The following is a 26,374-nucleotide window of genomic DNA, read 5'->3' on the forward strand; positions in this document are numbered from 1 at the left end:
TTGTAAATGGGAATCAAAAAATCTGGGGGTAACAGCGATCGGAAGGTTGTTCTGTTATAGGAGTGGTAAGTGTAAATATCTTTTTGTTCAATGTATATAATGGCACGTACGGACTGTAAGAGTAATGAATGGAGAGCTTCTGTCGGATAAAATGAGTCGGTGCGAGTTCGGATCGGTGACATTTTTGAATGCAGGGGCTTTTCATGCTTTAAGGGGGTACAAGGAGGAACACGATGAGCGGATTCGAGGAGAAAAGAAAACGGTTTGAGTTGTTGATGAAACAGGCAGAGCTTCCGGCTGGTCTGTTAGAGCCCTATTTTTTGGATGGATGGATTGAACAAGTAGAGACCAATCGAAGTAATCGGGATTGGAATATTCTGATTGCAAAGGATACGTTGGTACCCGCTCCAATCTATCGCACATTTTGCCTGCATATCCAAGAGAAAATGAATCATATCGCCAAAATTTCATTTGGCTTCAAATACACGGACCAAGTACAAAATGGTGATATCGTCAGTGAATATTGGAATCTCTTTCTGGAGTGGGTTACCCGTGAGATTCCATCTGTAAATGGTTGGATGAACCGGACAACCTTTGAATGTGAAGAGGATCTCCTACAACTGACAATGAGTGATGCAACGTCGATGGAATTGGCTCGTAAGAAACAGATTGATCAGGCTATTACGAAATTCTATGAAAAATACTTTCATCTACCTCTTCGCATCAAGATGCAAGTGGGTGAAGTGGGAAGCAATAAAGAGGCCATGGAACAGTTCCAAGCCCAAAAACGTGTAGAAGAACTTGAGGTCATCGAGAAGATGATGAGTGAAGTGGACACAGAAATCCCGGTGGATGAGGAGCAGGGTGATCTGCGTTTGCAAATGGGTTATGACATCAAGGAACCTGCAGTACCTATGCAGGAAATCCAGGATGAAGAGAAAAAGGTCACGCTTCAAGGTTCGGTGTTTGGACTGGATCGTAAAGAACTGCGAAACGGAAATACGTTGTTTACCTTCTACCTGACCGACTTCACGGACTCCATGCAAATGAAGATGTTTGCCAAAACAAAAGAGGATGTTAAAATTCTCAGTTTGTTGGCTAACGGTAAATGGGTAAAAGTGCGTGGTCGTGTAGAATATGACCGGTTTATGCAAATTCCTGAACTGGCCATGATTCCATCGGATTTGATTGAAGTTAAAGCACCGCCGTCTCGCAAAGATAATGCACCAGAGAAACGGGTGGAGTTCCATTTGCACTCTACGATGAGTACGATGGATGCTGTAACTTCAATCGACAAATACGTGAAAATGGCAGCAGAGTGGGGACATAAGGCGATTGCAGTCACTGATCATGGTGGGGTGCAGGTATATCCCGAGGCTTCCAAGGCTGCTAAGAAAAACGGGATTAAAATGATCTACGGCCTCGAGGCCAATGTCGTGAATGACTCTGTTGCCGTTGTAATGGCTCCTCAGCCATTGGATCTCCAAACAGCAACATACATCGTATTTGATATCGAGACCACAGGTTTGTCGGTAACACAGAACAAAATCATTGAGATTGCAGCCGTGAAGATGCAAGATGGTAAAGAAATCGACCGGTTTGCAACGTTTGTGAATCCGCATGAACGCATTCCCTACAACATTCAGCAGTTGACCAATATTAATGATGACATGGTAAAAGACGCACCTGAGCTGGAGCCTGTCATTCGTGAGTTTGTGCAGTTTGCTGGTGATGGTGTGCTTGTTGCGCATAATGCACGTTTTGATATGGGCTTTATCCAGGCTTCGCTGAAGCAAATTGGAATGCCAGAGCTTCCTAACCCTGTCCTTGACACGTTGGAACTGGCGCGATTGTTATTTCCAAAAAATAAGAACCACCGTCTGAATACGATGGCAGATAAATATAAGGTTGGACTTGAAAGTCATCACCGTGCCATTGATGATACGATTGCACTCGCGGGTATACTGATCGGATTATTAAATGATGCTGCTCAGATGAAAGGGTTAACGAGGCTTGATCGCTTGAACGATTATGTAGGTGTCGACTTGTCGAATACAAGACCTTTCCATTGTGGAATCTATGCATTGAATGATGTCGGTAAGAAAAATCTATACAAGCTGGTATCTCTCTCTCATACGGAACATTTCAAGCGGGTACCGTGCATTCCCAAATCAAAACTGATTAATTTGCGTGAAGGCCTTGTTATTATATCGGGCTGTGAAAAAGGGGAGTTTTTCGAAGCGGTGCTTAACAAATCGCTCGAAGAAGCGGAAGAGATCGCTGAGTTCTATGACATACTGGAGATCCAACCACTTACCATGTATATGCATTTGGTGGATAAAGGGTTGGTGGCTACACCCGAAGAAATCAAAACAGCGATCCGTAAAGTCATCGATATAGGTGCAAAATTTAATAAACCAGTCATAGCCACAGGTAACGTGCACTATTTGGAACCGCGTGACAAGTTATATCGGGATATTACCATTCACGGAATTACAGGTTTTAGTCCACTCAAAGATCAACGTAAACCGGATGCACATTTCAGAACGACAGAGGAAATGCTGGAAGAGTTCCAGTTCCTGGGCCAAGATAAAGCTTACGAAGTCGTTGTTACAAATACGGTAGAGTTATCTGACCGCTTTGAGGAAATTAAGTTATTCCCGGACAAACTGTTTACTCCAATTCTGGAAGGTGCGGACGAAGAAATCCGTAATACCTGCTATGACACTGCCAAGTCTATCTATGGCGAGGAATTACCAGAAGTAATCGTTGCACGACTAGAGAAAGAGCTCATTCCAATTATTAAATACGGTTTTTCTGCCAACTATCTGATCTCGGAACGCTTGGTTAAAAAATCGAATCAGGATGGTTACCTCGTAGGTTCGCGGGGATCGGTTGGCTCCTCTGTTGTTGCTACATTCCTGGGTATATCCGAGGTTAATCCACTACCTGCTCATTATATTTGTGTGAATTCAGAATGCAAACACAGCGAGTGGTTCCTGGACGGCAGTGTTCGGAGTGGATTTGACCTTCCAGAGAAAGAGTGTCCGGATTGTGGTGGCACACTTAAAGGAGAAGGCCAGGATATTCCGTTTGAGACCTTCCTTGGATTTAAAGGAGATAAAGTTCCCGATATTGACTTGAACTTCTCTGGTGATTATCAGCCTCATGCTCATAACTATACGAAAGTACTATTTAGTGAGAAGAGTGTTTTCCGTGCGGGGACCATCGGTACGGTGGCTGAGAAAACAGCATTTGGTTTTGCCAAGAAGTACGAGGAACATCATCAGAAGAAATGGCGTGGAGCTGAATTGAATCGTTTGGCCTCTGGCTGTACTGGGGTGAAACGGAGCACTGGCCAGCATCCCGGTGGTATTGTTGTAGTACCTGATTATATCGAGGTCGAAGACGTTACACCTGTTCAGTTTCCGGCTGACGACGTTAATGCGGAGTGGAAAACGACACACTTTGATTATCATGCTTTTGAAGAAAACTTGCTGAAACTTGATATTCTGGGGCACGATGATCCAACTATGATGCGGATGTTGCAGGATTTGACAGGGGTCGATCCAACGACCATTCCGATGAATGATCCGAAAGTTATGAGCATGTTTAACTCAACCGAAGCTTTGGGTGTTACACCGGAACAGATTAGGTCGCCAGTCGCAACGTTTGGCGTGCCGGAGATGGGAACGAAGTTTGTACGTCAGATGCTTGTTGAATCCCAGCCGACGTCTTTTGCCGATTTGCTGCAGATTTCCGGATTGTCCCATGGTACAGGGGTATGGCTTGGAAACGCTCAGGATCTGATTAAGAACGGAACGTGTAACATTAAGACGGTGATCGGTTGTCGGGATGATATCATGTTATTTCTGATCTATAAAACGGGAATGGACGCAAGTCTGGCATTTAAGATTACCGAGAGTGTTCGTAAAGGACGGGGTCTGCCACAGGAATGGATTGACGAGATGAAGAATTGTAAAGTGCCTCAATGGTACATTGATTCGTGTCTCAAAATCCAGTACATGTTCCCGAAGGCTCACGCGGCCGCTTATGTTATTTCGGCAGTACGTACGGCGTTCTTCAAGCTGTATCATCCGATTGAATATTACGCAACTTACTTTACTGTTCGAGCTGATGAGATTGATATCGAACTGATGTGTCAGGGATATGACGCGATCTATCGCAAAATTACGGAAATTGAGCAATTAGGTTTCCAGGCACCTCCAAAAGAGAAAAACATGTTACCTGTCCTGGAAATGGGTCTGGAAATGGCAGCACGCGGATTCTCGCTGAAATCCATTGACTTATACCGTTCAGAAGCGACAAAGTTCATCGTTGACGGAAAAACACTAATCCCTCCATTTTCAGCTTTGGCAGGAATCGGGGATAATGCAGCTCGCAATATCGCTGCGGCAAGAGATCATGGTGAATTCCTGTCAGTGGAAGACTTCCAGCAGAAGTCGAAAGCAAGTAAGACTATTGTTGAACTCCTGTCGAATATGGGATGTTTCCGTGGCTTGCCAGAGAGCAATCAGCTTTCCCTTTTCTAGGATTGAATTTGGATCTAACCATAGCGATTGTTGGGGGAACGTAATTTTTCCTTCATTAGTAAGTAAACTGCCTGAAGCATCGCTTACTTGTCACTATTACCAGACTATGTTATAATTTTTGAAGTGAACGAGATAGTACGAATTTCTAAAGAGTGGGGAAACCCACTCTTTAGTCTTTGGTATACAAGAATCTTGGGTATTGAATAATCTGCCAGTGCTTTTTTGCTGGTGTAACCTAAGTTGGAGGTTATTGGTTTTGAGCACAACGAACATTAAATCTACCGTGGAAGAAATGATCCAACCCTACTTGAACGAACAAGGCTTCGAGCTGGTTGACATCGAATACGTCAAAGAAGGCAGCAACTGGTTTTTACGGGTGTATGTCGACAAAGAGGGTGGCATCGACATCGACGATTGTGTCTTGATCAGCGAAAAGCTGAGCGCCAAGCTGGATGAGAACGATCCGATTCCAACCATCTATTTCCTTGAAGTGTCTTCTCCCGGTGCGGAGCGTCCACTGAAAAAACCTGAGGACGTTACCAAAGCTGTAGGCAAAAATGTTTTTGTTACAACCTACGAGCCGGTGAACGGATTGAAGGAATTTGAAGGCAAGCTGCTTTCCTTTGATGACGATGAACTCGTGATCGAAGCAGGCAAAAAACAGCATGCCATTTCTTATGATAAGGTTGCCAGTGCGCGCCTAGCTATTTTGTTTTAAGTGCCTTGTTCACTTTATTAATGAAAAAGACACATCTCACGATAACGGCAAGGTGCTCATGAGTTCAGAGCCTTTCGCCGTTTTACGTATGAGATGCCATGTTTGAAAGGGGGATCAACATTCATGAGTACGGATTTTATTGAAGCAATGAATGAATTGGAACGGGAAAAAGGGATCAGCAAGGATGTGCTGTTTGAAGCGATCGAGGCTGCACTAATTTCCAGCTACAAGCGGAATTTCAACACGGCCCAGAATGTGCGTGTTGACATGAACCGTAATACGGGAGTTATTCGGGTGTATGCCCGTAAATTGATCGTGGAAGAAGTCCTGGATTCACGTACCGAAATTTCATTGCCTGCTGCACGAGAAATCAACCCACACTTCCAGCTGGAAGATATTGCGGAGATTGAAGTTACGCCGCGTGATTTCGGACGTATCGCGGCACAAACTGCCAAACAGGTAGTGACCCAGCGGATTCGTGAAGCCGAACGCGGCCTGATCTACAACGCTTTCGTAGATAAGGAAGAAGATATCGTTACGGGAGTGGTGCAGCGTCAGGATTTGCGCAATATCTACATCGATCTGGGCAAAATCGAAGCGGCTTTACCGCTGACCGAATTGATGCCGAACGAGAAGTTTGTTCATGGTGACCGTATTAAGGCGTATATCACCAAGGTCGAGAATACGACAAAAGGGCCGCAAATCATTTTGTCCCGTACCCATCCGGGCCTCTTGAAACGTCTCTTTGAACTGGAAGTGCCTGAGATCTTTGACGGTGTAGTTGAAATTCGCTCCGTCGCTCGCGAAGCAGGGTTCCGCTCCAAGATTGCCGTTCATTCCCGCAACGAGGAAGTTGATCCAGTTGGATCTTGTGTAGGTCCTAGGGGAATGCGCGTGCAGACCATTGTGGGTGAGCTGCGCGGTGAAAAAATCGACATCGTTCGTTTCTCCGATCAGGTAGACGAATATGTTGCTAATGCACTGAGTCCTTCCAAAGTATTGGAAGTTCATGTATTTGAGGAAGAAAAGATGGCTCGGGTTATCGTTCCGGACTATCAACTGTCCCTCGCAATTGGTATCAAAGGCCAAAATGCCAGATTGGCAGCCAAATTAACCGGCTGGAAAATCGACATTAAGAGCGAGAGCCAGGCGGAACAGGAATTCGGCAGAGAAAAAGATTCTTCTTCTGAAATGCATCAGGATTCCGTCTCCGTCGACTAAAGTAAAGTACGGGGGGCGCTGACGTATGAAACCAAAAAAAGTGCCGCTGCGCAAATGTGTGGCATGCCAAGAAATGATGCCCAAAAAGCAGCTGATTCGCATTGTTAAAACGCCAGAGGATGAAGTGCTGATCGATTTGACTGGCAAAAAATCCGGACGTGGTGCCTATTTATGCGGCAAAGAGTCCTGTTTTAAGCTCGCACTCAAAAACCGGGCTTTGGATCGGGCGTTAAAAGGCAAAGTCTCACCTGAAATTTACGAGCAATTAGCAGCTGACTTCATCGCGGTTGAGGATGAATTCATAGCAGCACAGGAGCGTGAACATGACTAATATTAAAACGCTGTCTTATTTGGGACTCTCTATGCGTGCAGGTAAACTTGTAACAGGTGAAGAAATTGTACTTAAAGCGATCCGTTCTTCCGAAGCTAAAATGGTTATTGTTGCGGGTGACGCCTCAGCCAATACACAAAAGAAATTTCGCGATAAATGCGGAACTTATAAGGTTCCTCTGTTGATCGGATTTGACCGGGATAGTCTGGGTTCAAGTATCGGTAAAGACACGCGTGTTGTTCTTGCAGTAACGGATCGAGGGTTTGCAAAAATGATCTCCAAGCAAGTCGGTATAATGTCGGAGGTGGAGTATATTGAGTAAACAGGAAAACAAGGATAAATTGCGGGTTTATGAATATGCGAAGTCCCTTAATATGAGTAGTAAAGAAATTATAACCATTCTTAAAAAGCTGGAAATTCCCGTAAACAATCATATGAGTGTCATGGAGAATGGTTCAGTCGGTAAGGTGGAACAATTTTTTAAAGATATAAAATCCACTGCTGCTTCGAAACAAGGCAACGATGCAAAACCAGTTGCAACTTCGGCAGTACGTAGTGACAAACCAGTGGACAGCAACAAGCCGGCCGGCGGAGTGAACACGCCGATTAGCAGCAACCCATCCGGTAGTCCCGTACAAACAAAAATACAACAGGAAAAGCAGGTAGGTATGAACAATAGACCAAATTCCAACAATAACAATGGCACTCAAAGACCCAGCGGCCAAGACAGTCGCAACAGAACGAACTCTTCCCAAGGCTCAAGCCAAGGAGGACAATCAACTAACCGTCCAAGACCAGCTCAAGGTGGACAAAGCAGTACTGCATCCCGTCCGCAAGGAACGGGTCAACGTCCGAATAACAGCGGTGGCGGTCAAGTAAGAACTTCAGGCCCTAACAGCGGTGGTAATACAGGTACTGCTGGCAACCGTAGCGGTGGCCAAGGTCAGAGCCAAGGACAAGGCCAACGTAGAAGCGGCCCAGGTGGTACTACTGGCAGCAACAACAATAGTGGTAACCGTTCGAACAGCGGTGGCGGTGGACGTCGTTATGATGACAACCGTGGCGGTAACTTCCGTGGTAACCGTGGTGGCAAGAACAACCGCAACAGAAATCAACAACAGTACCAACAACGTGAGAAAATTGATAACACACCTAAGAAAATCATCGTTCGTGGTGATATGACCGTTGGTGAAACAGCGAAGTTGCTCCATAAGGATGCTTCCGAAGTTATCAAAAAGCTCATCGCTATGGGTGTTATGGCAACAATCAACCAAGAGCTTGATATCGAAACGATCCTTCTGCTTTCAGGTGAATTCGGTGTTGAGGTTGAAGTGAAGATTGTGCTTGAAGATGACCGTTTCGAAACACTGGAAGAGAATGATGATGCTGCTGACTTGCAGGCTCGTCCACCAGTAGTTACGATCATGGGTCACGTTGACCATGGTAAAACTACTTTGCTGGATGCGATTCGTTCTACGAATGTATCCGATGGCGAAGCAGGCGGAATCACGCAACATATCGGTGCTTATCAAGTTGAAATTAACAACAAAAAAATCACGTTCCTGGATACTCCGGGTCACGAAGCGTTTACAGCGATGCGTGCACGTGGCGCACAAGTTACGGATATGACGATTATTGTCGTAGCTGCGGATGACGGTGTTATGCCACAGACCATTGAGGCGATTAACCATGCCAAAGCTGCTGGGCTACCAATCATCGTTGCTGTCAACAAAATTGACAAGCCGGGCGCTGATCCAGATAAAGTGAAACAAGAATTAACCAGCTATGAACTCGTTCCGGAAGAGTGGGGCGGAGATACCATCTTTGTTAACGTGTCAGCGAAACAAAGAATGGGTCTGGAAGGTCTGCTTGAAATGATTCTGCTCGTTGCAGAAGTGAACGAATACAAAGCGAACCCGGACAAACGTGCCCGTGGTACAGTGATTGAAGCCGAGCTGGATAAAGGACGTGGCCCAGTTGCACGTATCCTCGTACAGCACGGTACATTGAAAGTCGGCGATGCTTTCGTTGCAGGTAACTGCTTCGGTCGTGTTCGTGCGATGGTCAATGACAAAGGTCGCAAATTGAAAGAAGCTGGACCTTCAACACCTGTAGAAATCACAGGTCTGACTGAAGTTCCAGGTGCGGGAGATCCATTCATGGTGTTTGAAGATGAGCGCAAAGCGCGTTCCATCGCTGACAAACGTTCGATCACGCAACGTGAATCCGATCTGGGTACGCATACTCGTGTGACGTTGGATGATCTGTTCCAGCACATCAAAGATGGCGAGATCAAAGATCTGAACGTAATCATCAAAGGTGATGTACAAGGTTCGGTTGAAGCATTGAAAGGTTCCCTTGCGAAGATCGAAGTTGAAGGTGTACGCGTGAAAATTATTCATAGCGGCGCTGGTGCAATCACAGAATCCGACATCATTTTAGCTGCAGCATCCAATGCTATCGTGATCGGTTTCAACGTTCGTCCTGATAACCAGGCGAAATCAACTGCAGATCAAGAGCAAGTAGACATTCGTCTGCATCGCGTGATCTACAGTGTTATCGAAGAAATTGAACAAGCGATGAAAGGTATGCTTGATCCGATCTACAAAGAAAAAGTTATCGGTCATGCTGAAGTTCGGAGCACGTTCTCCATCAGTAAAGTGGGTACCATCGCTGGTTGTATGGTTACCTCAGGTAAAATTACGCGTTCTGCGGAAGCACGCCTGATTCGTGATGGCATTGTCCTTTACGAAGGTAAGCTGGATTCCCTGAAACGTTATAAAGATGATGCCAAAGAAGTAGCACAAGGTTACGAGTGCGGTATCACACTTGATAAATATAATGATCTCAAAGAAGGCGACGTTATCGAAGCTTTCATTATGGAGACAGTACAACGATAAGCAAGGAAGCATGAGGTGAACAACAATGGCTAAGATTCGTACAGGTAGAGTGGGCGAGCAGATCAAGAAAGAAATAAGTCTGCTCATCCAGTCTGAACTGAAAGATCCACGTATCGGCTTTATTACGGTAACGGGAGTCGAAGTGACAGGAGACTTGTCGCAAGCCAAAGTTTATCTGAGTGTCTTCGGTGAACAGGAACAAAAAGATAACACGCTGAAAGCTCTGGCAAAAGCAAATGGATTTTTGCGTTCAGAGCTGGGCAAACGTATCCGGTTCCGTCATGTTCCCGAGTTGATATTTAAGATTGACGAATCCATCGCTTATGGCAGCCGAATTGAGAAGCTGCTTGGCGATATTGGTTCCGACAAGAACGAATCCCAGTAACAGAATAGAGGAGACGGCAATGCACACTTATGAACAGGCGCTCCAGGCCGGAAAGCAATTTCTGCTGGAGCATGATGATTACCTGGTCGTGTCGCATGTACAGCCGGACGGTGACGCAGTCAGCTCGACGGTAACGGTGGGCTGGCTGCTGTCATGTCTGGGTAAGACATTCACGATGATTAATGAAGGTGAAATCCCCGGGCGCATGCAATTTTTGTGGGAAGCAGGCAACATTGTGAACATGACCGAACAACCACCGCAGCGAAAATATAAAGCTGTTATCTGTGTGGATTGTGCAGACTTTGCCAGAGTAGGTCTGACACGTCATTATTTCGAAGATGATGCTGTTATCTTGAATATTGATCATCACCCTACAAATGACGGTTATGGTACAGTCAACATCATTAAGTCTGATGCTGCTGCAACGGCTGAAATCTTGTTCGATTTTCTTAACCTGTTCCAAGTAACATGGGATAAAGATGTTGCGACGGCAGTTTATACAGGATTGCTTACCGATACAGGTGGATTCCGCTATGCCAACACCAGCCCAAATGTAATGACAACGGCCTCCAGACTGCTTGAACATGGCGTGGATGGACCCTATCTCGCCCAGACCTTGTTGGAGCAGGTGACTCTTCCGCAAGTTCGGATTTTGAATCAGGCACTATCAAGCCTGCAGATGACAGATGATGGAAAGATAGCCTGGGTTGTTATTACACCAGATGATATGGTGGCTTGTGGAGCAGCTAATGAAGATCTTGAAGGGGTAGTGAACTATCCGCGCAACATTCAGGGCGTGGAAGTTGGTATCTTTTTCAAAGTCATTAACGAGAATGCAGTCAAGGTTTCTTTGCGTTCAGCTGGTAAAATTGATGTTGCTGCACTAGCACAGACCTTTGGCGGAGGCGGGCATGTGCTCGCAGCCGGATGTCGTCTGGAAGGCAGACTTGATGATATTATCGCAAAAGTACTGAAGCAGGTGAATTCACAATGGTAAAGCCATTTGAAGGTGTACTTCCGGTATATAAACCGGCGGGATTTACTTCTCATGATGTTGTAGCCAAAATGCGTCGCATTCTCAAAATGAAGCGCATTGGGCATACGGGCACACTTGACCCACAAGTTACAGGCGTTCTGCCGCTCTGTCTTGGACGGGCGACACGTGTGGTGGAGTACATGCAGGAGCTTCCGAAGGAATATCTGGCTACGCTCAGATTGGGACTGTCTACTGACACAGAGGATATGACAGGGGAAGTCATCGAGCGGGCTGAAACGACTGTGGAAGTAACACAGGAACAGGTTCAACAGGTGCTTGAGCAGTTTCTGGGCACGATCTCTCAGGTACCACCCATGTATTCTGCGGTAAAGGTAGACGGCAAACGTCTTTATGAGCTTGCTCGTGAAGGTAAGACGGTAGAGCGTAAGAGCCGTGAGGTTACAATCTATGAGCTCGAACTTACAGGGATTGAGACTCAGGGTGAGACCACCGATATATCCTTCCGGGCCTTATGTTCAAAAGGTACTTATATTCGGACATTGTGTGTAGACATTGGCCGGCAACTCGGATATCCATCAACCATGGTTCAACTGGAGCGTACGATATCGGCAGGTATCTCTGCAGATCGTTGTCTTCGAATTGAAGAAGTGGAACAACTTATGGCTGACGGGACTTTGGCGGAGGCGCTGATTCCTGTTGACGAGGCTATTGCTTCAATTCCGGCCCATAAGGTTGGAGAAGAACAGACCAAAGGAGCACTTCAAGGTCAGAAACTGTCTGCACGTCTTCTGGAACCGCCTGTAGAGCAACCTGGTTTATTGCGGTTGTATGCTCAGGATGGTACGTTTCTGGGGATATTTGAACGGGATGAACTAAAACCAACGGTGAGGGCAGTTAAAGTCTTTTTGCCGGAATAAAGAGGTTTCGGGCTTGGAGTTGTGGTGATGCTCTGGCTTGGCCTATCTAGTGAAATGCAGGTGAATGATTGTGAAAACCGTAATGCTAACCTATCCGCAGACGTTACATTCGACTGAGCTGAGCACACTGCCCCAAGTGCTTGCGATTGGTCAATTCGACGGACTGCATCTCGGACATGCAAGTGTCATTTTATCAGCTGTCCGCATTGCGCGGGAAACGGGCATGCAGGCAGCGGTCATGACCTTTCATCCACATCCGAAGGAAGTTATGCGCAAAGGGGATTACGAGGGTTATTTAACTCCCTTGAGAGATAAAGAAGAGATCTTGGCAGGAATGGGCGTTGATGTACTCTATGTGGTGGAGTTCAATGAAGATTTCTCACGTTTGACTCCGCAACAATTCGTACACGACTTGTTGATTCCTCTTCAGACACGAACAGCGGTGGTGGGTTTTGACTTCCGTTTTGGTCACAAGGGTGCAGGGGATGAACAACTTCTTCGTACTTTGGGAGAAGGAGAGATGACGGTGGAAACCGTTCCTCCTTTCTTGTTGAATGGTGAAAAAGTGAGCAGTTCTCTCATTCGTGGCCTGTTGAAGCGTGGGGAGATGGATGAGGCCAGTCAGTGGCTTGGCCGACCTTACAGCATCAGAGGAACCGTCATTCACGGGGAGAAGCGTGGACGAACGATTGGATTTCCTACAGCCAACCTTGAACTCACGGATCATTACGTTACCCCGTCGAAGGGTGTTTACGCTGTTCGTGTGCAGTATGGCGAACAGGAACTGCATGGCGTAATGAATCTCGGTGTGAAACCTACGTTTCACGAAAGTGGGATGAAACCTACGTTTGAAGTGCACCTGCTTGATTTTGATGGACACTTATATGACCAGGAACTAAAGGTTGAGCTCGTTCACTATATTCGTGCAGAACGAAAGTTTGACTCCATTGATGCATTAATTAGCCAGATTCGTGAAGATGCATTAACTGCCGGCCGCCTGTTATCTTAAAGGTTCAGGATTAAATGCATGTTTACATTTACTTTAACTAGGCAATTATGATATACTGTACTACGTTGTCGATTGAGACAACATTAACCTTGGCTTGGTTGCTTGCTCTCACCGGCGGTGACGAGGCTAATGGCGATTATATTGAAGGAGGTGAACAGGATGGCATTGACTCAAGAACGTAAACAACAACTGATCGACGAGCACAAAACTCACGAGTCCGATACAGGATCTCCAGAGGTGCAAGTTGCTATCCTTACGGAAAACATCACAAGTTTGACAGACCACTTGCGTACGCATAAGAAAGACCACCACTCACGTCGTGGACTTTTGAAAATGGTAGGTCAACGTCGTAAGCTTTTGGCTTATGTGAAAAACAAAGATGTTAAACGTTACAGCGCACTGATCGAAAAACTCGGATTGCGTCGTTAATTATCGTACATGTTTTCAAAATCAACCTGGCTGTTATCCGTCATTCTTTTGTCTAAAAGGACAAGCGGAACTTACAGCCGGGTTGTTTTGTAGATGAACATGTTGCCATATATTTGTAGATGGGGCTCCGTGAGGAGCTTTTGTTGTGCAGGTTAGCATGTTGAAAGTTCCATACATAGCTAATGAATGCAGGACAAGCAGGAAATACTGTGAATATGCAGAATCCATTGAATTAGGAACGAATAAAAGGAGGGGTTTCATGGAACAGCGTGTTGAAATGCAGCTTGGTGGAAGAAAACTTACGCTTGAGACCGGGCGTTTGGCCAAGCAGGCTAATGCTGCCGTTAAGGTAACATACGGGGATACCGTGGTATTGTGTACCGTGACAGCATCAAGTGAGCCGAAAGATCTGGACTTTTTCCCATTAACGGTGAACTATGAAGAAAGATTGTACGCCGTAGGTAAAATCCCGGGAGGATTTATTAAACGTGAAGGCAGACCGAGTGAGAAAGCGATTCTTTCAAGCCGTCTGACAGACCGTCCAATTCGTCCTTTGTTCCCGGAAGGCTTCCGGAATGATGTACAAGTTCTGAATATCGTTATGAGTGTGGATCAGGACTGCGAACCGCAAATCGCTGCAATGATTGGTACATCAGCAGCATTGAGCATTTCGGATGTTCCATTCAGCGGACCGATTGGTGGCGTGAAAGTTGGACGTATTGATGGCGAGTTCATCATTAACCCAACGATTGCACAGCTTGAAGTTAGTGATATTGAACTGGTTGTTGCAGGAACCAAGGATGCCATCATGATGGTTGAGGCCGAAGCAAACGAAGTGGCGGAAGAAGTGATGCTCGAAGCAATCATGTTTGGACATGATGAGATCCAAAACATTATTGCTGTAATCGAACAACTTGTGCAAGTTGCTGGAAAAGAAAAAATGGCTGTTAAGTTGCGTACCGTTAATGCTGAAGTTAACAACAGTGTGCGTGAATTCGCCAGCGCTCGTCTGGTCGAAGCGGTTAAAATCGCCGAGAAACATGCTCGTCAAGATGCAATCGATGTAGTGAATGACGAAACCGTTGCTCACTTTGAAGAGAAATATATTGAAAGTCCGGAATTGTTCAAAGACGTGAAGGAAGTTCTGCACGATATCGTCAAAGAAGAAGTGCGTCGTCTGATCACGCATGATAAAGTTCGTCCAGATGGACGTGGACTTGCTGAAATTCGCCCAATTGAATGTGATACATCTCTGCTGCCACGTGCACATGGTACAGGACTGTTTACGCGTGGGCAAACGCAAGCACTTAGCGTTTGTACACTTGGTGCACTGGGTGATGTTCAGATTTTGGACGGAATCAGTCTTGAAGAAACGAAACGATTCATGCATCACTATAACTTCCCACCATTCAGCGTAGGCGAAGCGCGTCCATTGCGTGCTCCAGGCCGTCGCGAAATCGGACATGGTGCTCTGGGTGAGCGCGCACTTTCCAAAGTGATTCCTTCCGAAACGGATTTCCCATACACGATTCGTTTGGTATCTGAAGTTCTTGAATCCAACGGCTCATCATCTCAGGCAAGTATCTGTGCCAGCACTTTAGCTATGATGGATGCAGGTGTACCAATCAAAGCTCCAGTTGCGGGTGTAGCTATGGGTCTGATCAAAGACGGAGATCATGTATCCATTCTGAGTGATATTCAAGGTATGGAAGATCACCTCGGTGACATGGACTTTAAAGTAGCTGGAACACCTGAAGGTGTAACTGCAATCCAAATGGACATCAAAATTGCTGGTATTAATCGTCAAATTTTGTCTGATGCATTGGCGCAAGCCAAAGAAGGCCGTATGCACATTTTGGGCAAAATGAACGAAATTTTGAAAACTCCACGTGAGCAGTTATCACAATATGCGCCAAAAATTACAACGATGCATATCAATCCGGACAAAATCCGTGATGTGATCGGTGCAGGTGGTAAAATTATCAATAAAATCATCGAAGAAACCGGTGTTAAAATTGATATTGAACAGGATGGACGTGTCTTTATCGCTTCTTCCAACCAGGAGATGAATGATAAAGCCAAAGCGATCATCGAAGGTATTGTGCGCGAAGTATTGGTCGGCGAGATTTATGTCGGTAAAGTAAAACGCGTAGAAAAATTCGGTGCATTTGTTGAAGTACTTCCGAACAAAGAAGGTCTGGTACACATCTCGCAACTGTCAACTGAACGTGTTGCCAAAGTGGAAGATGTTGTAGCTATCGGTGATTCCATTACGGTAAAAGTAACGGAAATTGACCCACAAGGTCGAATCAACTTGTCCCGTAAAGCAGTTTTGACTGCTGAAGCTCCGGCTCAATCCTAGGATACCGAAGCGACAGGTTATAAATGGATAGATTGAATGAAGAGACAGAATGTGAATTTCTGGCTCTTTTTTTAACGTTTAAATACGTAAAGCAAGGATGAAACCATGGCTTAGCATTCATATTTTTGCCCTTGTCCTCATATGATGGGGACAAAGACGGCGGGAGGATGGAGCTGTGGGAAACCAATCCAAAAAGCTGGCGGCTGTTCTGGCGGGTGTGACTGCGGTCATATTGATCGGACAAGTTGGCAGTGTACGTACATACATTACGGAGATCCGTGATGGGCCAGGTACGCAAAATGCTTTTGACATGTTTAAGGAGGCAACTGGAGAAGATGCGCTGTTGTCTGCGATTCGGGATAAAGCGGCTGAAACGAAAATTGCTCCGGTAAATGCCAGAGTGGATCGGGTATGGAAAGCGATTCCTGGTTATAATGGCATGGAGATTGATGTGGAAGCGACATACCGTAAGGCGCTGAGTGGAACGTTGAATACCAAAATAGCGTATGTCTACCGTCAGATTGAACCGGAGATCCAGCTTAAGGATTTGGGTGCACATCCGATCTATCGGGGGAATGCAAACAAACCGATGGTTTCTTTTATGATTAATGTGGCCTGGGGGAACGAATACATTAAATCGATGCTCGATACGCTTGATGCCGAGAAAGTGAAGGCTACTTTTTTTCTGGATGGAAGTTGGTTAAGCAAAAACGTTGAACTGGCCAAAGAAATTCAGAAACGTGGGCATGAGATGTCCAACCATGCATATTCTCACCCTAATATGAGTCGATTGAGCGCAGAACGGGCTAAGCTGGAAATTAGCAAAACCCAGGATCTGCTCCATAAAACACTGGGCGTAGAGAATCGTTGGTTTGCTCCGCCTTCCGGTGACTTTAATCAGAAGACCGTTGACATTGCTTCATCCATGGGACTGCAAACCGTGTTATGGACAGTAGATACTGTGGATTGGCGAAAGCCAAGCCCAGATGCCGTTGTTGCCAAAATTGCAAAAAATACCGAGGCTGGAACGTTAATTCTAATGCACCCTACAGCTGCTTCTTCGGGAGCTTTAAAGGGCATGATTCAATTCATACGGGCCAAAGGTTTGGTGCTCGGAACAGTAAGTGAGACGCTGTCTTCGGAACGTGTAAATACGTCTGCGGTTGAGTGAACGTTGTTTTTTTGTTAATATCAAACAGTTGGAACCAAATGTCGATTTCAATTTCAAGGTTGAGATCAAGGCAATTATAGAGATGTAGGAGGGCCAACCATGAAAAAAATTCAGCTGGGCAATGGCCTCAGAGTTGTCATGGAACAGATACCGACCTGCCGTTCTGTGTCTTTCGGAATATGGGTCAAGACAGGTTCGCGCAATGAGCAACCTGCAAGTAACGGAGTATCACATTTTATTGAACACATGTTATTCAAGGGAACAGATCGTTATGATGCCAAGGCGATTGCGGAGCAGTTCGATGCGATTGGCGGTAACGTGAATGCATTCACTTCCAAAGAATATACGTGTTATTATGCTAAAGTGTTGGATGAACATTTGCCGATTGCGGTTGATGTATTGTCTGATATGTTTTTCCGCTCCAAAATGGATGATGGTGAATTGATCAAGGAGAAAAACGTCATTCTGGAAGAAATCTCGATGTATGAAGATACGCCTGATGATATGGTTCATGATCTGATGGCCTTGGCCGCTTATGGTGAGCATCCACTCGCATACCCAATCCTGGGTACGGAAGAACGTCTCAAAGTGATGGATTCCAGCCATCTGCGTGCATATATGAAGGAGCACTACACGATTGAGAACACGGTCATTAGTATCGCGGGTAATATTGATGACAGTGTAATCGATCTGATGGAGAAGCATTTTGGTGCTTTTGATGTAAATGGAGTATCGGAAGCAGTCACGATGCCAGCCTTCCAAAGCGGACAGCTCTTTCACAAAAAGAAAACGGAACAGAATCATATCTGTATTTCGTTCCCGGGCTGTAAAATCGGAGATCCGCTGCAATTCGCTATGGTTGTTCTGAATAACGCCATTGGTGGAGGCATGAGCTCCAGGCTGTTCCAGGAAATTCGTGAGAAACGGGGTCTTGCGTACTCCGTGTATTCCTATCATAGCTCTCATGCGGACAGCGGACTTTTCACGATATACGCGGGTACAGCACCGAAACAGACCAAAGAAGTGCTCGATCTGACCAAAGAGGTTCTACGCGACTTGGCTGTTAACGGCTTGTCCGAAGATGAACTTCGTAAAGGAAAAGAACAGCTGAAAGGTAGCTTGATTCTGAGCTTGGAAAGCACAGGCAGTCGCATGAATCGTCTGGGTAAAAACGAGCTCATGCTGGGCAGACACCATACACTGGATGAGATGATTGCCAAAATTGAGCAAGTTACCATGGACGATATTAACGCGGTACTTGATCTGATGTTTGCTGAACCTTTTGCACTTGCTATGGTTGGCGCTTCAGATAAGACGATCGCTGGATTGAGAAGGGATGATTTTGTTGCATTACGTTCAAATACAGAAACTGCCGGGCAATGAAGATATTAAACTGCCTCAAAAAATGTCGGAGCTGGCATCCGGCTTTGATGTAGTAGCTGCACTTCAGGAAGATGTTGTATTGCAGCCGGGTCAGCGTACGCTGATTCCTACCGGACTTGCGATGGCAATGCCAGCTGGATTGGAAGCACAGATTCGTCCTCGGAGCGGACTGGCTTTCAAACATGGTATTACTTGCCTCAACACACCGGGGACCATTGATGCGGATTATCGCGGAGAAGTTAAAGTTCTGTTGATTAATCTGGGTCAGGAACCGTTCACAATTGTACGGGGAGAGCGCATCGCACAGATCGTCTTCCAGACCGTGCCTGCGGTTGAATTGACGGAAGTGAATGAACTTTCGGAAACGGTACGTGGCGAAGGTGGATTCGGTCATACCGGGAAATAAGCAGCGTAAATATACCTATTCTTTAGAGTCGTCCCTGACAGGGGCGGCTCTTTTTTACATTTGAGAAACGGACGGTGGAATGCAATTATTGTTTTCACCCCCCTGTGGGCCCCTGCATACGATAAGGCATACATGTGGTGAAAGGAGTGACGTCCCGATGCTGACCGGAGTCCGGATTGTAGTCCTGGGCGGAGATGCGCGGCAGCTTGAAGTCATTCAAAAGTGCGCTGAGCTGGATGCAACGGTAAGTGTGGTGGGTTTCGATAAAATAGAGCGTTCCATTCCAGGGATCGAGCACCAGGAACTGGAGGATGAAGTGTTTGCTTCCGCAGATGTACTCGTACTGCCTGTTGTCGGTTGCGATGAGCAGGGAAAAGTAAGTACTTCATTCAGTGACACACCGATCTATTTGAAAAAGGAACATATTGCAGCATTACCAGAGCATTGTATTGTGTTCACAGGTATGGCAAAGCCGTTCTTGCGCGAACTTTGTCTTGAAAATGGGCTGCGACTTGTTGAAGTACTTGATCGTGATGATATTGCACTTTATAACTCTATTCCAACAGCTGAGGGAGCCATCGCCATAGCTATTCGGGAGACGGACTTCACAATCCATGGTTCGGAATGCATTGTGCTTGGCATTGGTCGAACAGGATTCACAATGGCCAAAACACTGCAGGGACTTGGAGCAAATGTACGGGTGGGAATCAGGCGGGAAGAGGATGTTGCCCGCGCTACAATAATGGGCTGGAAGCCTTTCATGACAACGGATTTGGCCGCTCAGACCGGGGAAGTTGACTTGCTTTTTAATACGATACCGACTATGATAATCACAGCACAAATCCTGTCCAGAATGCCGCAAAATGCTGTCATTATCGACCTCGCATCCGCTCCTGGCGGCTGTGATTTCAGGTATGCCGACAAACGCGGTATCAAAGCGCTACTTGCGCCTGGCCTCCCCGGCATTGTTGCTCCCAAAACGGCTGGCGGCATTATTGCCGACGCGTTGATCCGTTTGCTTTTGGAAGAACAGAACGCACGGGAGGTTAAATCATGAACTGGCAGGGAAAAACGGTAGGTTATGCAATTACGGGTTCTCATTGTACGTTTGAAGAGGTTATGCCGGTAATTAGCCGCTTCGTAGCTGAAGGTGCCAACGTCATTCCGATTATTTCGAATTCGGTTCTGACGACGGATACACGCTTTGGTACGGCGCAAAATTGGCAAAAACAGTTGAAAGATATAACAGGTAATGATATCATTTCTACAATTGTTGAAGCGGAGCCATTAGGGCCTTCCAAGCTGCTTGATGTGCTGGTTATTGCTCCATGCACAGGGAATACAACAAGCAAGCTGGCTAATGCGATGACCGACAGTCCAGTGCTAATGGCAGCCAAAGCGCAGATGCGCAATCAGCGTCCACTTGTGCTCGCGATTTCCACGAATGACGGTCTGGGCTTGAATGCTGCGAATATCGCCAAATTGCTCGTGGCTAAATACTTGTATTTTGTGCCATTTGGGCAGGACGATCCAGTGAAAAAACCAAACTCGTTAGTCGCCAAAATGGAATTGATTCCAGAGGCTTGCTGGAGTGCTCTTGAGGGCAAACAGTTGCAGCCGATGATTGTGGAGCGTTCTTCACAGGCTTGATGGAACAATGATTCGGTGACAACGTTTATACGCTTGGAGAAATGAAGAAGGGTTCGAGAGACAAAGAAAATCATGGGGGACAATATGCTGGATTGAACAGCTACTATGTCCACGTTCCTGTCTATAAGGCATTCCTGCTTGCGGGCAGTACAGGTTAAGCAAGCGGGAGAGGTCTATTGTGAATGTATGCATCATGACCTCGATAACAACCGCGACCTTTGATTTGCGATTGTCCCAGACAATTACAGAAAATAAGGAGCGGCATGGAATGCCGTATAAAATGCTGAAATTATCGCATCAGAACGCTCCCTAGAGTGATCCATTTGTTGATTTGACCCGTGTCCAGTCTTCTTGCGTACACAAATGGAGGAATAAAGATGCGTATCATGGTACAGAAATTCGGAGGCACGTCTCTCTCCACTGTTCAGGCGAGAGAGCATGTGCTCCGTCATGTTAAACGTGAACTTGAAGCAGGATTGAGTCTGGTCATCGTTGTGTCTGCGATGGGGCGCCGCGGCGAGCCATATGCGACCGATACGTTGCTGGACTGGGCTGCACAGAACGGAAACGCACTATCCGCACGCGAAAAGGATTTACTGCTGTGCTGTGGTGAAATCATATCGGCGACAACGTTGAGCAGTTTACTCGAACATGAAGGCATTCCAACTACAGTGCTGACCGGTGCACAAGCAGGTTTTGTGACGGACGACAATTTCGGGAATGCCCGGATATTGGATGTCCGTCCTGTTCGTGTGTTGGAGCAGCTTCAGCTTGGCCGTGTCGTTGTTGTAACCGGATTCCAGGGGCAGACAGAGAACGGAGACTTCACGACATTGGGTCGTGGGGGAAGCGATACGTCTGCTACAGCTCTCGGTGCAGCATTACGTGCTGAAATGGTGGATATCTACACAGATGTGAACGGGATACTCACCGCTGATCCGCGAATTGTTGAGGATGCACGTCCACTGACTGTTGTGAGTTATGCAGAGATCTGTAACATGGCCCACCACGGGGCCAAGGTAATCCATCCACGTGCGGTTGAGATTGCGATGCAATCCCAGATTCCAGTGCGGGTAAGATCTACTTTTGCAGACACGGAAGGAACGCTGGTTACGCATCCGGAAGGATTCCAGGATGTGCAGACAGGCATTGTTGACCGTTATGTAACAGGCATCGCCTACGTGAGCAATGTAACGCAAATTACGGTGGATGTGCCTGGTGGTGGTGCAGATCGATTGCAACTAAAAGTGTTCAAAACCATGGCTGAGAATTCAATCAGCGTTGATTTTATTAATGTTACCCCCTCGGGAGTTGTCTATACGGTTTTTGACAGTGATTCCGAGAAAGCCATACAGGTATTGCAGGAGATAGGTCTCAAGCCACAAAGCCTGTCCGGTTGTGCCAAAGTGTCCGTCATTGGCGGAGGCATTAATGGTGTACCTGGAATCATGGCTCGAATCGTGGAGTCCTTGACACTGGCAGACATTCAGATCCTGCAATCGGCAGATTCGAATACAACAATCTGGGTACTCGTAAAAAAAGAAGATATGGTTCAGGCCCTGAGGGCACTTCACGCCTCATTCGAACTTCATTTGTAAATAACTGAAGTTAGAGGAGCCAAACCTGTTTTGAAGGAGGAATCGAATTGGACTTTGGAAGATTGATTACAGCAATGGTCACTCCGTTCAATGAACAAGGAGAGATTCATTGGGAGGAAACGGCACGTCTAATCGACTATCTAATTGTAGATCAAAAGTCGGAGACGCTTGTGGTTTCTGGAACAACAGGGGAGTCTCCAACACTTAGTGATACTGAGAAAGTTCAATTATTCGAATTTGCAGTGAAACATGCGGCCGGTCGGTGCAAAATTATAGCCGGAACGGGAAGCAATAACACGGCACATTCCATCCATTTGACACAGGAAGCTGAACGTGCCGGAGTGGATGGCATTTTGTTGGTTGTTCCGTATTACAACAAACCTAGCCAAGAAGGTTTGTTCAAACATTTTGAAGCGATTGCAGGCTCCACCAAGCTGCCAATTATGCTCTACAACGTGCCTGGGCGTACAGTAACCAGCCTGTCAGCAGAGACAACGCTTCGTCTTGCACAGATTCCTAACATCGTCGCTACGAAGGAATGTGCATCTATGGAGCAGGTTACGCTGATTGCAGCAAGTGCTCCAGAAAATTTCAGAGTTTATTCCGGTGATGATGCTTCAGGCTTACCAGCGATTGCGGTTGGAGCACATGGAATTGTCAGTGTGGCCAGTCATGTCGTAGGGGCAGAAATGAAGAAAATGATTGACGCCTTCTATGGCGGAGCACCTCTTCAGGCTGCTCAGATTCATCAGCAGTTGTTCCCGGTGTTCAAAGGCCTGTTTGAGTGTCCACAGCCTCTACCAAACCCTGTAGCGGTGAAATATGCGCTGACATTGCGTGGTCTAGACGTTGGTTCCGTACGGTTGCCCCTTATTCCCCCAACGGAAGAGGAGCAGGTTTATATCAAAGGTTTGCTTAATTTGTAATCATTTTGGTTGTATATGGACTATTTTATTAATCATGGGAATATCCTTCAGATCAGCAAAAGAACCGCTCCTCTTCGTAGAGGCTGCGGTTCTTTTTTTTACGAGTAATGTGAGGTTTCTTTTCCACTGCTAAGGGGAAACCTACAGGTTAACGAGAGAGTGACTTGTTTTTTTTGTTTTTAATCATGTATAATGATGTCAAGTGACTGGGTGCGGTATTTTTTTGAAATTGAAAGCGACATCGTTTCGTGGTGTAGCTTTGCGGTGAAAAAGGAAGGAACGGCTAAGAGGGAATTTCAACTCCAACTTGTTGGTCAAAGGGAATAACTTCGAAGAACTTCTTCCAAATATCGTGAATAAAGGTGTTCTTTTGCATTCATCCCGATAGGTGGGTATGTGATGTATGGACTACTTTTCTTAACTTACAATAAATAATAAGGTACGACGTCCAACTACCATAGGAGGTTTAGATTCATTTGTCTAAGAAAAATAATAACGATAAACTGATGATTTTTGCTTTGGGCGGCGTAGGCGAGATTGGTAAAAACATGTACGTCATCCAATACGCCAACGACATTGTAGTCGTAGATGCTGGTCTTAAATTCCCGGAAGAAGATATGCTTGGTATTGATATTGTCATCCCTGACATTTCTTACCTGACTGAGAACCGTGACAAAGTAAGAGGAATCATTCTTACTCACGGACATGAGGATCACATTGGTGGTCTGCCATATGTTCTCAAACATCTGAATGTTCCTGTATACGGAACAAGACTTACGCTTGGACTTGTAGAAAACAAGTTGAAAGAAGCGAATTTGCTGGGTGAAACAAAACGTATTCTGATTGATGCTGATTCCGAGATCCAACTTGGATCTGTTCTGAAAGCATCGTTCTTCGCTACTAACCATAGTATTCCGGATTCTGTTGGTGTATGTGTCGAAACACCGGAAGGTGCAGTTGTTCACACAGGTGACTTCAAATTCGACCATACTCCAGTCAATGGTCAATATGCAGATCTTCAGCGTATGGCACAGATCGGAACAAATGGCGTGTTAGCGCTGTTGTCCGACAGTACGAACGCTGAGAAACCTGGATTCACACCATCGGAGAAAAATGTGGGTATCGTGCTGGAAGATATCTTCCGTAAAGCAAGTCAACGTGTTGTTGTAGCGACATTTGCTTCCAACGTACACCGTATCCAACAGGTGATCAATGCAGCAGAAGTGACTGGACGTAAAGTTGCAGTTATCGGACGCAGCATGGTGAACGTGGTTGGTATTGCTTCAGAACTGGGTTATCTTGAGATTCCGGATGGCATGATCATTGAACCTGAAGAAGTAGGCAAGATGGCAGCTGATCGTGTCGTGATTCTCTGCACAGGAAGTCAAGGAGAGCCAATGTCAGCACTGACACGTATGGCTCGTTCCACACACCGTAAAGTGGACATCCTGCCAGGTGACACTGTTATTATTGCAGCAACTCCGGTTCCAGGTAATGAAAAATATGTAGGCCGTACGATTGATGAACTGTTCCGTCTGGGTGCTAACGTGCATTACAGCGGTGCTAACAGTGGCGTCCACGTATCTGGTCACGGTAGCCAGGAAGAGCTGAAACTGATGCTCAACCTGATGAAACCGAAATTCTTCTTGCCAATCCACGGTGAATTCCGTATGCAGCGTCGCCACGCGGTTCTTGCTGAATCTGTAGGGGTAGAACCTGAGAACATTTTCATCACGGATATCGGTGAAGTGATTGAAATTCAAGGTGGAGCAGCACGTAGAGCAGGTAAAGTTACTGCAGGTAATGTGTTGATCGATGGCTTGGGTGTAGGCGATGTGGGTAACATTGTACTTCGTGACCGCAAATTGTTGTCACAAGATGGTATCCTTGTTGTTGTGGTAACACTGAGCAAACAGGATGGAAAAATTGTTTCCGGTCCTGACATCATCTCTCGCGGATTTGTGTATGTACGTGAATCGGAAGGACTATTGGATGAGGCCAACCGGATCGTTAGCAGCACATTGCAGAAGTTGATGAGTGAGAACGTTAACGAGTGGGCTTCACTCAAAACAAATGTTAAAGATGCACTGGGACGCTTCCTGTATGAGCAAACTCGTCGTAGACCGATGATTTTGCCAATCATTATGGAAGTTTAAAATAAGCTAAACAAAAACATATATTCAGGCACACAGTCGCCTCTTCTCTACGAGTAATATTGGACGGTTCCTCGTAGAGAAGGGGCTTTTTTTGCGTTTTCAGGAAGATCTGCAATAGCGTCAATATGTGAAGCAATTTGATGTAGCGGGTATAAGGCGGTTGGAAAAATCCCCATACTAAGGAAATACATTAAATGTTTCTGGAGAAGGGGATTATTGAAATGAATGAACGTATGAATGACAAGCAGGCGTCAAGATCCAATCAACCGGAAGTTGAAGCGCCGGAAATTCCGATTCAGGAGGAAAAGGCCATCTCTCCCGTGACAGAGACTATTCAGCAATTTGGGCAGACACAGTCGCCTGCAGGTGAGTCGAATATTTTCTGTATGACCATTATTGGACAGGTCGAAGGGCATTTGATTTTGCCGCCACAAAATAAAACAACAAAGTATGAGCATATCATTCCACAGCTGGTGGCTGCAGAACAAAATCAGCGTATTGAAGGTATACTGATCATTTTGAACACGGTAGGTGGGGATGTAGAGGCGGGTCTAGCCATTGCAGAGATGATTGCTTCCCTAAGCAAACCTACGGTGACTGTGGTCATTGGAGGTGGGCATAGCATTGGAGTACCGATTGCTGTAGCTTCAACATATTCCCTGATTGCGGGAAGTGCAACGATGACGATCCATCCGATTCGGATGAACGGCCTTGTCATTGGTGTACCTCAAACGTTTGAGTATATGGAGAAAATGCAGGAGCGGGTTGTTCGGTTCGTGACTTCGCATTCGAATATCTCTGAAGAGATGTTCAAAGAACTGATGTTTAAGACCGGTGAGTTGAATCGGGATATTGGTACAGCTGTAGGAAGCGCAGATGCAGTGAAACATGGATTAATGGATGCAGTGGGCGGGATTGGACAGGCTATTGCTCAGTTAAATCAGCTCATAGGAGACAAGAGACAGACTCTGCAAGCGGGAGGTTATACCCAATGACATTATATACAGTGATGCCCCCGGAACAACTCTGGTCGGGAATGTGGAAAGAGGGCGAAGATACAAAGGAGATCAAAATGAATGGTTTGTTAATGCAGGTGAGACCTGTTAATGACAATGAAGCCGTTATCGTACGTTTGCTGGATTGTCCACTTGAAGCCTATCTCAATCCTGCTAATATGCCCGGTTCGACCGTTCCGCTTTCGGGTAACTTGGGATCAGCATAACGCGACGAATTCAGACAAATTGAGCAGAAAAAGAACATAT

The 26,374-nt window shown here is 46.0% G+C and carries 22 protein-coding genes; all 22 read left to right on the forward strand.

Translation table 11 applies throughout. The features are described 5' to 3' along the window. Positions 1–233: 233 nt before the first annotated feature. Positions 234–4,553, forward strand: coding sequence for a PolC-type DNA polymerase III (locus MKY95_RS12305; RefSeq protein ID WP_036609313.1), 4,320 nt, complete (start codon positions 234–236; stop codon positions 4,551–4,553). A gap of 256 nt (positions 4,554–4,809) precedes the next feature. Further along, positions 4,810–5,271, forward strand: coding sequence for a ribosome maturation factor RimP (gene rimP, locus MKY95_RS12310; protein ID WP_036609311.1), 462 nt, complete (start codon positions 4,810–4,812; stop codon positions 5,269–5,271). A 123-nt stretch (positions 5,272–5,394) separates the two neighbouring features. Next, complete coding sequence (gene nusA, locus MKY95_RS12315) at positions 5,395–6,492, forward strand: transcription termination factor NusA (protein ID WP_036609309.1); 1,098 nt, start codon at positions 5,395–5,397, stop codon at positions 6,490–6,492. A 25-nt stretch (positions 6,493–6,517) separates the two neighbouring features. Beyond that, positions 6,518–6,823 carry a YlxR family protein gene (locus MKY95_RS12320; protein ID WP_036609307.1) on the forward strand — a complete coding sequence of 102 codons (306 nt, stop codon included), beginning with the start codon at positions 6,518–6,520 and terminating at the stop codon, positions 6,821–6,823. Then, the gene (locus tag MKY95_RS12325) at positions 6,816–7,145 is read left to right on the forward strand and encodes a ribosomal L7Ae/L30e/S12e/Gadd45 family protein (protein ID WP_017689142.1); all 330 of its coding nucleotides are present in this window, start codon (positions 6,816–6,818) and stop codon (positions 7,143–7,145) included. The genes MKY95_RS12320 and MKY95_RS12325 overlap by 8 nt, the downstream gene beginning before the upstream one ends. Beyond that, complete coding sequence (gene infB, locus MKY95_RS12330; RefSeq protein ID WP_074094581.1) at positions 7,138–9,723, forward strand: translation initiation factor IF-2; 2,586 nt, start codon at positions 7,138–7,140, stop codon at positions 9,721–9,723. The genes MKY95_RS12325 and infB overlap by 8 nt, the downstream gene beginning before the upstream one ends. Positions 9,724–9,748: 25 nt before the next feature. Beyond that, entirely contained in the window at positions 9,749–10,108 is a 360-nt protein-coding gene (gene rbfA, locus MKY95_RS12335) for a 30S ribosome-binding factor RbfA (RefSeq protein ID WP_017689140.1), read from the forward strand. Between the two features lie 19 nt (positions 10,109–10,127). Further along, positions 10,128–11,105: a bifunctional oligoribonuclease/PAP phosphatase NrnA gene (locus MKY95_RS12340; protein WP_076318527.1), complete on the forward strand. Its 978-nt coding sequence runs from the start codon at positions 10,128–10,130 to the stop codon at positions 11,103–11,105. After that, the gene (gene truB / locus MKY95_RS12345; protein WP_036670396.1) at positions 11,099–12,022 is read left to right on the forward strand and encodes a tRNA pseudouridine(55) synthase TruB; all 924 of its coding nucleotides are present in this window, start codon (positions 11,099–11,101) and stop codon (positions 12,020–12,022) included. Before MKY95_RS12340 ends, truB begins: the two co-directional genes overlap by 7 nt. Before the next feature lie 82 nt (positions 12,023–12,104). Further along, the gene (locus MKY95_RS12350; protein ID WP_339199953.1) at positions 12,105–13,031 is read left to right on the forward strand and encodes a bifunctional riboflavin kinase/FAD synthetase; all 927 of its coding nucleotides are present in this window, start codon (positions 12,105–12,107) and stop codon (positions 13,029–13,031) included. A gap of 159 nt (positions 13,032–13,190) precedes the next feature. Beyond that, the gene (gene rpsO / locus MKY95_RS12355) at positions 13,191–13,460 is read left to right on the forward strand and encodes a 30S ribosomal protein S15 (RefSeq protein ID WP_017689136.1); all 270 of its coding nucleotides are present in this window, start codon (positions 13,191–13,193) and stop codon (positions 13,458–13,460) included. A 259-nt stretch (positions 13,461–13,719) separates the two neighbouring features. Beyond that, positions 13,720–15,822 (forward strand): polyribonucleotide nucleotidyltransferase, encoded by a 2,103-nt coding sequence (gene pnp / locus MKY95_RS12360; protein WP_036609294.1) that lies wholly within the window; start codon positions 13,720–13,722, stop codon positions 15,820–15,822. Positions 15,823–15,997: 175 nt separating this feature from the next. After that, positions 15,998–16,993, forward strand: coding sequence for a polysaccharide deacetylase family protein (locus MKY95_RS12365; protein WP_339198943.1), 996 nt, complete (start codon positions 15,998–16,000; stop codon positions 16,991–16,993). Positions 16,994–17,092: 99 nt separating this feature from the next. Next, entirely contained in the window at positions 17,093–18,376 is a 1,284-nt protein-coding gene (locus tag MKY95_RS12370) for a pitrilysin family protein (RefSeq protein WP_339188203.1), read from the forward strand. After that, a complete protein-coding gene (dut, locus tag MKY95_RS12375) occupies positions 18,336–18,782 on the forward strand; it encodes a dUTP diphosphatase (RefSeq protein WP_017689132.1) in 447 nt (148 codons plus the stop codon). Before MKY95_RS12370 ends, dut begins: the two co-directional genes overlap by 41 nt. A 157-nt stretch (positions 18,783–18,939) precedes the next feature. Further along, on the forward strand, positions 18,940–19,839 hold the full coding sequence (dpsA, locus tag MKY95_RS12380) for a dipicolinate synthase subunit DpsA (RefSeq protein ID WP_339198948.1): 900 nt from the start codon (positions 18,940–18,942) through the stop codon (positions 19,837–19,839). Continuing rightward, entirely contained in the window at positions 19,836–20,432 is a 597-nt protein-coding gene (locus MKY95_RS12385; RefSeq protein ID WP_062833836.1) for a dipicolinate synthase subunit B, read from the forward strand. Before dpsA ends, MKY95_RS12385 begins: the two co-directional genes overlap by 4 nt. A 377-nt stretch (positions 20,433–20,809) precedes the next feature. After that, positions 20,810–22,030, forward strand: coding sequence for an aspartate kinase (dapG, locus tag MKY95_RS12390; RefSeq protein WP_036670402.1), 1,221 nt, complete (start codon positions 20,810–20,812; stop codon positions 22,028–22,030). Between the two features lie 47 nt (positions 22,031–22,077). Further along, positions 22,078–22,956: a 4-hydroxy-tetrahydrodipicolinate synthase gene (dapA, locus tag MKY95_RS12395; RefSeq protein ID WP_036670403.1), complete on the forward strand. Its 879-nt coding sequence runs from the start codon at positions 22,078–22,080 to the stop codon at positions 22,954–22,956. A 476-nt stretch (positions 22,957–23,432) separates the two neighbouring features. After that, entirely contained in the window at positions 23,433–25,112 is a 1,680-nt protein-coding gene (locus tag MKY95_RS12400; protein ID WP_076208870.1) for a ribonuclease J, read from the forward strand. A 221-nt stretch (positions 25,113–25,333) separates the two neighbouring features. Continuing rightward, positions 25,334–26,107, forward strand: a complete 774-nt coding sequence (locus tag MKY95_RS12405) for an ATP-dependent Clp protease proteolytic subunit (protein ID WP_235193785.1) — start codon at positions 25,334–25,336, stop codon at positions 26,105–26,107. Beyond that, positions 26,104–26,334 (forward strand): YlzJ-like family protein, encoded by a 231-nt coding sequence (locus MKY95_RS12410; RefSeq protein ID WP_339198953.1) that lies wholly within the window; start codon positions 26,104–26,106, stop codon positions 26,332–26,334. Before MKY95_RS12405 ends, MKY95_RS12410 begins: the two co-directional genes overlap by 4 nt. The last annotated feature ends 40 nt before the right edge of the window (positions 26,335–26,374 follow it).

This window comes from Paenibacillus sp. FSL P4-0176 (assembly GCF_037975265.1).
In the GTDB taxonomy this organism is placed as follows: domain Bacteria; phylum Bacillota; class Bacilli; order Paenibacillales; family Paenibacillaceae; genus Paenibacillus; species Paenibacillus amylolyticus.

Excerpts from the sequence above, each read along its gene's own strand:
- MKY95_RS12410 (WP_339198953.1), top strand. The coding sequence starts at position 26,104 with ATGACATTATATACAGTGATGCCCCCGGAACAACTCTGGTCGGGAATG.
- MKY95_RS12370 (WP_339188203.1), top strand. The coding sequence starts at position 17,093 with ATGAAAAAAATTCAGCTGGGCAATGGCCTCAGAGTTGTCATGGAACAG.
- MKY95_RS12405 (WP_235193785.1), top strand. The coding sequence starts at position 25,334 with ATGAATGAACGTATGAATGACAAGCAGGCGTCAAGATCCAATCAACCG.
- MKY95_RS12325 (WP_017689142.1), top strand. The coding sequence starts at position 6,816 with ATGACTAATATTAAAACGCTGTCTTATTTGGGACTCTCTATGCGTGCA.
- pnp (WP_036609294.1), top strand. The coding sequence starts at position 13,720 with ATGGAACAGCGTGTTGAAATGCAGCTTGGTGGAAGAAAACTTACGCTT.
- dapG (WP_036670402.1), top strand. The coding sequence starts at position 20,810 with ATGCGTATCATGGTACAGAAATTCGGAGGCACGTCTCTCTCCACTGTT.
- MKY95_RS12385 (WP_062833836.1), top strand. The coding sequence starts at position 19,836 with ATGAACTGGCAGGGAAAAACGGTAGGTTATGCAATTACGGGTTCTCAT.
- rbfA (WP_017689140.1), top strand. The coding sequence starts at position 9,749 with ATGGCTAAGATTCGTACAGGTAGAGTGGGCGAGCAGATCAAGAAAGAA.
- dpsA (WP_339198948.1), top strand. The coding sequence starts at position 18,940 with ATGCTGACCGGAGTCCGGATTGTAGTCCTGGGCGGAGATGCGCGGCAG.
- rpsO (WP_017689136.1), top strand. The coding sequence starts at position 13,191 with ATGGCATTGACTCAAGAACGTAAACAACAACTGATCGACGAGCACAAA.
- truB (WP_036670396.1), top strand. The coding sequence starts at position 11,099 with ATGGTAAAGCCATTTGAAGGTGTACTTCCGGTATATAAACCGGCGGGA.
- MKY95_RS12320 (WP_036609307.1), top strand. The coding sequence starts at position 6,518 with ATGAAACCAAAAAAAGTGCCGCTGCGCAAATGTGTGGCATGCCAAGAA.
- MKY95_RS12340 (WP_076318527.1), top strand. The coding sequence starts at position 10,128 with ATGCACACTTATGAACAGGCGCTCCAGGCCGGAAAGCAATTTCTGCTG.
- nusA (WP_036609309.1), top strand. The coding sequence starts at position 5,395 with ATGAGTACGGATTTTATTGAAGCAATGAATGAATTGGAACGGGAAAAA.
- MKY95_RS12350 (WP_339199953.1), top strand. The coding sequence starts at position 12,105 with ATGCTAACCTATCCGCAGACGTTACATTCGACTGAGCTGAGCACACTG.
- MKY95_RS12305 (WP_036609313.1), top strand. The coding sequence starts at position 234 with ATGAGCGGATTCGAGGAGAAAAGAAAACGGTTTGAGTTGTTGATGAAA.